At 66.8% G+C, this 5916-nt stretch carries 5 protein-coding genes; all 5 read right to left on the bottom strand.

Annotated elements, in window-relative coordinates; genetic code table 11:
- The coding region (locus ACIPIA_RS09075) for an ABC transporter ATP-binding protein (RefSeq protein WP_400508727.1) at positions 1-800 on the bottom strand (800 nt) is incomplete at its 3' end.
- Between the two features lie 2 nt (positions 801-802).
- Positions 803-2518 (bottom strand): ABC transporter permease, encoded by a 1716-nt coding sequence (locus tag ACIPIA_RS09070; protein WP_400508725.1) that lies wholly within the window; start codon positions 2516-2518, stop codon positions 803-805.
- Between the two features lie 177 nt (positions 2519-2695).
- On the bottom strand, positions 2696-4033 hold the full coding sequence (locus ACIPIA_RS09065; protein WP_400508723.1) for an ABC transporter substrate-binding protein: 1338 nt from the start codon (positions 4031-4033) through the stop codon (positions 2696-2698).
- Between the two features lie 181 nt (positions 4034-4214).
- A complete protein-coding gene (locus ACIPIA_RS09060; protein ID WP_400508721.1) occupies positions 4215-5570 on the bottom strand; it encodes a sigma-54-dependent transcriptional regulator in 1356 nt (451 codons plus the stop codon).
- A partial coding sequence (locus ACIPIA_RS09055) for a sensor histidine kinase (RefSeq protein WP_400508720.1) occupies positions 5567-5916 on the bottom strand: 350 nt, incomplete at its 5' end. The genes ACIPIA_RS09055 and ACIPIA_RS09060, both read right to left, overlap by 4 nt.

Here is a 5916-nt window from a genome sequence, read left to right as displayed (position 1 = left end):
CCGGTGATCTCGAACCAGCGGGCCGATCCGCTGCCCTGCACCTGCCCCGCAAGTATGTTGGCGGTGCCGAGGAAGCCGGCGACGAAGAGATTGGCCGGCCGTTCGTAAAGCTCCATCGGCGTCCCGACCTGCTGGACGACGCCGTTGTTCATCACTGCGATCCTGTCGCAGATGGTGTTGGCCTCCTCCTGGTCGTGCGTGACGAATATCGTGGTCAGGCCGAGGCGCTGCTGCATGTCGCGCAGCTCGCGCCGAACCTGAACGCGCATCTTGGCGTCGAGGTTCGACAGCGGCTCGTCGAGCAGCAGGACCTTGGGTTCGACCGCGACCGTGCGGGCCACAGCAACGCGCTGCTGTTGTCCGCCGGAGAGCTGCGAGGGCCGGCGGTCGGCGAGATGGGCGAGCCCGACCAGGCCCAATGCAACCTCGACGCGCCGCTCGACCTCGGCGCGCTTCACGCCGCGCTCCTCGAGCCCGAAGGCGACGTTACGGCGCACCGTCATGTGCGGCCAGAGCGCGTAGGACTGGAAGACCATGCCGACATCGCGCTTCCAGGGTGGCAGGTCGGTGATGTCCCTGCCGCCGATCCGGACATGGCCGGTATCGGCCTGGTTGAAGCCTGCGATCAGGCGCAGCAGCGTGGTCTTGCCGCAGCCGGACGGGCCGAGGAAGGCGAAGAACTCGCCCGGCTGGATCGCGAGATTGACGTCCTTGAGCACATGATTGGTGCCGTAGGACAGGTTGACGTCCTCGATGTCGACGGAGACGGCAGGTGTGGTGAGGGAGACGCTTGCGTTCATGGTCAGTGGCCCATTCCCTTGGCCTTCTGGCTGCGTTCGATGATGAGATGCGAGAGGAAGGTGCAGGCGGCGACGAGGATGACAGCGACGACGCCGAGCGCGGCGCCGGGGCCGCGCCCGGCTGCAGACTGCATGAAGACATAGAGGCCATAGGCCAGCGGTGCGTCCGAATTGGACTGCACCAGCATCAGTGTCGCCGAAAGCTCGACGGCTGCCGTCGAGAACGAGGTGACGAAGCCGGCGAGAATGCCGCCGGCCATCAATGGCACGACGATGCGCCGGACCGTGCGGACCTTGGTGGCGCCGAGGTTCTCGGCCGCCTCCTCGAGCGAGACCGAGATCTGCTGGAGCGCCGCGTAGCAGGCCCGCAGCGCATAGGGCAGGCGGCGGATGGCCAGCGCGAGCACGATGGTGATCCAGAGCGATGCCAGCGGTGTGCCGTCGGGCAGGGTCACGCCGTAGAAGGTCCGGAGATAGCCGATGCCAAGAACCACGCCAGGGATCGCGAGCGCAGCCGTGGCCATCCAGTCCAGCCACTCGCGGCCGATCAGCTTTGTCCGCAGCACGAGATAGGCGATGGCGACGCCGAGCACGATGTCGATGCCGCCGGCAAGACTGGCATAGATCAACGTGTTCTTGATGTAGACCGAGCTCTCGCCGAAAACGCGGGCGTAATGCGCGACGGTGAAGGCGTCGGGCAGCGGCGAGAACGACCAGATCGTGGCGAAGGACAGCAGCAGCAGGCCGAGATGCGGCGCCAGCACGAGCGCCAGGATCAGGATGACGATGCCATAACCGAACACGGCCTCCCAGGGCGTCATCACGCGCTTGGCCAGGCCGCCGCCGCCGCGTTGCGTCGTGGCATAGTCGCGCCCCTTCAGGGCTCGCGCCGAGAGCCACATCGCCAGCACTGAGGCGACGATCAGCACGACCGAGATGACATAGCCCATCGGGTCGGCGATGCCGATCGAGGTCACCCGCAGATAGGCCTGCGGCGCCAGCATGTCCTTGACGTTGAGCAGCAGCGGCGTCGCGAGGTCGTCGAAGACCTTGACGAAGACCAGCGAGGCGCCCGCGAGGTATCCCGGCATGGCGAGCGGAAAGACGATCCGCCGGAACAGCCGGAAGCCGGAGGAACCGAGATTCTGCGCAGCCTCCTCCATGGCGCGGTCGATGTTGCGCAGCGCCGCCGAGAGGTTGATCAGGATGAAGGGGAAATAGTGGACCGACTGGACGAAGATGACGCCGTTCAGCCCTTCCATGAAATCGATCTTGAAGCCGAACCAGTCGTCCAGCAGCAGGTTGATCGAGCCGTTGCGGCCGAAGAAGAGCTGCATAGCCACCGCACCGACGAAGGGCGGCATGATCAGGGGCAGGAAGCCGAGCGTCTGCACGATGGCCGCGCCGCGGAAGGCGAAGCGCGTCGTCAGATAGGCAAGGGGCAGGGCAAAGACTGAGGCCCAGACCACCGACATCGCAGAGACATAGAACGAGTTCCACAGGGAGCGCATGAAGAGCTCCGTGCGGACGAAGTCGTAGAAGTTGATCAGCGTGAAGCTGTTCGTGCCCTTCTCGGTGAAGGCGACGTAGATCACCGTCGCCACAGGAAGCACGAGGAACATCAACAGGAAGGCGGCGATGGCCAGCGCCAGCACGATCTGGCCGGGCGTGGCGGCGATGCGCCGGGGGCGGGGTGCCGAGGTCGGGATGGCTGTCATGAGATGCGGCCGGGTGTCATCCCGCACGCGCTGCGGCACGAGGGTGCTGCTGCGCGGACGCGGGATCGTCTGCAGGAAAGGCGCCTGGTCCTCCCGTGGCCCCGTGTCCGCGCCGCAGCGTTTCATGCCGCGGCGCGCACGGGATGCACGCGGGACTAAGATGACACGCGAGAGAGCCTACTTCGCCGCCTTGAGCGCTTCTTCAGCCTTGGCCTTGGCCTTGGCGTAGTTGTCGCGGGCGAAGCTCGCCCATTGCGCCTCGACCTCGGCCTGGCGAGCACCCTTCTCCTTGCCGCCGGTGAAGGCGCCGCGCAGCTCCGCGCTGGCGGCCTGCGCCTCGCCAACCGGCATCGCGGCGAGCAGCACGCGCGCCTCCTCGGCCAGCGCCCTGGCCTTGTCGTTCGGCTTCTTGGCGAGCGCCGCGTCGACCTCGTGAAGCACCTTGTTCACGCCCTTCAAGGCGTCGAGCTGGAAGGAGATCAGCTGGTCGAACAGCGTGTCGACGACGGCGGTGCGACCTTCCGACTTGTCGACGTCGAAGCCGATCATCTTCTGGAAGCGCGGGTCGGTGAAGGGATTGGGGTAGTCGGCACCGGCCTTGGCATAGACGGCCGGATTGACCGGCAGGCGCCGGATGCCGGGCTCGAGCAGCACCTCCTGGCCCGTCGGGGAGAGCAGGAACTCGACGAACGCCTCGGCCGCAGCCTTGTTGGGCGGGTTGGTGACGATGCCGACATTGGCGGGCACCACCGTCGTGACCGACGGGTAGACGAACTTCACCGGGAAGCCGGAGGCCTGGGCGGAGAAGGCGAAGAAGTCGATGACGATGCCGACGCCGACCTGGCCGGAATTGACCTGTTCGGGCACGCCGAAGGAGCGCTCGTTGATGGAACGGAAGTTGCCGGCCATCTCCTTGATGGTGCGCCAGCCCTTGTCCCAGCCTTCGCCCTGCAGGATCGTCTCGATGGTCAGGTGCGTGGTGCCGGAGCGCGACGGCGCCGCGATGGCCACGTGGTCGTAGAAGATCGGCTTGGCAAGGTCCTGCCACTCCTTGGGATCGGGCAGCTTGTTGGCCTTGGCGTAGCGCTCGTTCCACATGATGCCGTAGCCCGAGGCCGCGAAGCCGAAATAGAAGCCCTGGGGGTCGTTGATCGGATAGGAGCCGATCTTGTCGGGGATGCCGGTGGCCTTGGGCTTGTAGGCCGAGAGCAGCTTCTTGCCCTTCAGCACCTCGAACGCATCCGGCGCGGAAGCCCAGAACAGGTCGACCTGATTGTTCGCCTTGGTCTCCTCGAGATACTTCACGCCGGCATTGGTGTTGCGGTTCTGGACCTCGAGCGAAACGCCCGGGACGGCCTTCTCGAAGGCCTTCTTGATGGGGTCGGTGACGTCCTTGGAGAACGATGTGACCACGGTCACCTTGCCGGAAGGCGCCTGGGCAAGGACCGCGGTGGTAAACGAGGCGCCCAGCAACAGGCCGAGCGGCGCCGCGAGCGCGGTTCTGCGATTGAACATGACTTCCTCCCAGAGAGTTCTCTCGTTTCGACGTCGAGGTCGATGCTCTCCGGTCAGCAACTACAATGCCAGGCGATGTTCGATTGATTTGATTGGGAAATTTTTCTTCTGGCCTCGCCCTGTGGGGCGTGGCGGTAACGTCATCGCCCGGCCGATGGGTCAGTTCGGTAACATCCCCGGATCAATCACCGAGGGCGGCGGAGCCGCTGAGGCCGTAGCGGCGCATTTTCAGGTAGAGCGTCTTGCGCGTGATCCCCAGTGCCGAAGCGGTGATGCCGATGCGGCCGCCATGGCGCTTCAACGCCGCGCCGATCGCATCCGCTTCCGCCAGAGCGACCTGCTCCTCCAGCGTCCGCCCGGCCGCATCCGGAAGGGCGGCGGCGGTGTCCACGTCGTCGAAATCCTCGTCCATGCCGAGCAGGCTTCGTTCGGCGGCGTTGCGCAGTTCGCGGACATTGCCCGGCCAATCCTGGCGGGCGAGACGTTGCAGCAGGTCGCGCCCGAGCGGGGGCGGGGAACGGCCGGCACGCGCTGCAGCAAGCGCCAGAAAGTGCTGGAACAGCGGGGGAATATCCTCGCGTCGGTCGCGCAGCGGCGGCAGGCGCAAGGTGACGACGTTCAGCCTGTAGACGAGGTCCTCGCGGAAGCCGCCCGCCTTGGCGAGAGCGGCGAGGTCGGTCTTGGTCGCCGCGACGATGCGGATGTCGACGGCGATCTCGCGATTGGAGCCGAGGCGCTCGATGCGGCGCTCCTGCACCGCCCGCAGCAGCCGGACCTGCGTTGCCAGCGGCATCGACTCGATCTCGTCGAGAAAGAGAGTGCCGCCGCTGGCATGCTCGATCTTGCCGATGCGGCGTTCGCGCGCGCCGGTGAAGGCGCCGGCCTCATGGCCGAAGAGCTCGCTCTCGATCATGGTCTCGGGGATGGCGCCGCAATTGACGGCGACGAAGCGGCCGGCATGGCGCTTCCCGAGATCGTGCAGCGCACGGGCCGCCACCTCCTTGCCGGTGCCGGTCTCGCCGAAGAGCAGGACGTCGGCATCGGCATCGGCCAGCACGGCGAGCCGGCCGCGCAGCCGCGCGATGGCCGGGGAGCGGCCGACCATGCGGGCTGCCCAGGGGTCGTCGGGTACGGCGCCCGCCCGTAGCGAGCGGTTCTCGATGATGAGGCGACGGTATTCGCTGGCGCGCCGCACTGTCTCGATGAGCAGGACCGGGTCGGCGGGCTTCTCGACGAAATCCCAGGCACCGGCGCGGATCGCGCGTACGGCCATGGGCACGTCGGCGTGCCCGGTGATCAGCACCACCGGCAGTTCCGGGTCGATGGCGGCGACCGCCGATAGCAGGCCGAAACCATCCCGGCCGGGCATGCGCACGTCGCTGACCAGCACCGCCGCGCTGTCGCGAGTGAGCTGGGCGAGCGCGGTATCGGCGTTGCGCTTGGTGACGACCTCGAAGCCGTCGAGCTCGAGCGTCAGCCGCCAGGCATCCAGCACCTCGGCGTCGTCGTCGACGAGCACGATCTTCGGGGCACTCATGCGTCAGCTTCCAGTGGAGCCATGGTGTGGGTCGTCGCGCCTTCGAGGGTGATCAGGAAGCGGGTGCCTGCAGGCCCGGTCTCGGTGACGGCCAGCGTGCCGCCAAGGTCCTTGATGATGTTGTAGGAGAGCGAGAGGCCAAGGCCGAGCCCCGAACCCACAGGCTTGGTGGTGAAGAAGGGGTCGAAAATCCGCTCGAGATGGGAGGGGTCGATTCCCGGACCGCTGTCCTCGACCCAGATCTCGACGTTGTGGCCGCGTCGGCACGCACCCACCGCAAGCGTCGCGCCCTGAAGGCCCGCAAGGGCGTCGAGGGCGTTCGCGACGAGATTGACCAGCACCTGCT

Origin of the sequence: Allobosea sp. CER48 (genome assembly GCF_044752385.1) — a bacterium.
Lineage (GTDB): Bacteria > Pseudomonadota > Alphaproteobacteria > Rhizobiales > Beijerinckiaceae > Allobosea.
The sequence above is the reverse complement of the archived record's forward strand: the minus strand, read 5'-3'. Positions and strand labels throughout refer to the sequence as shown.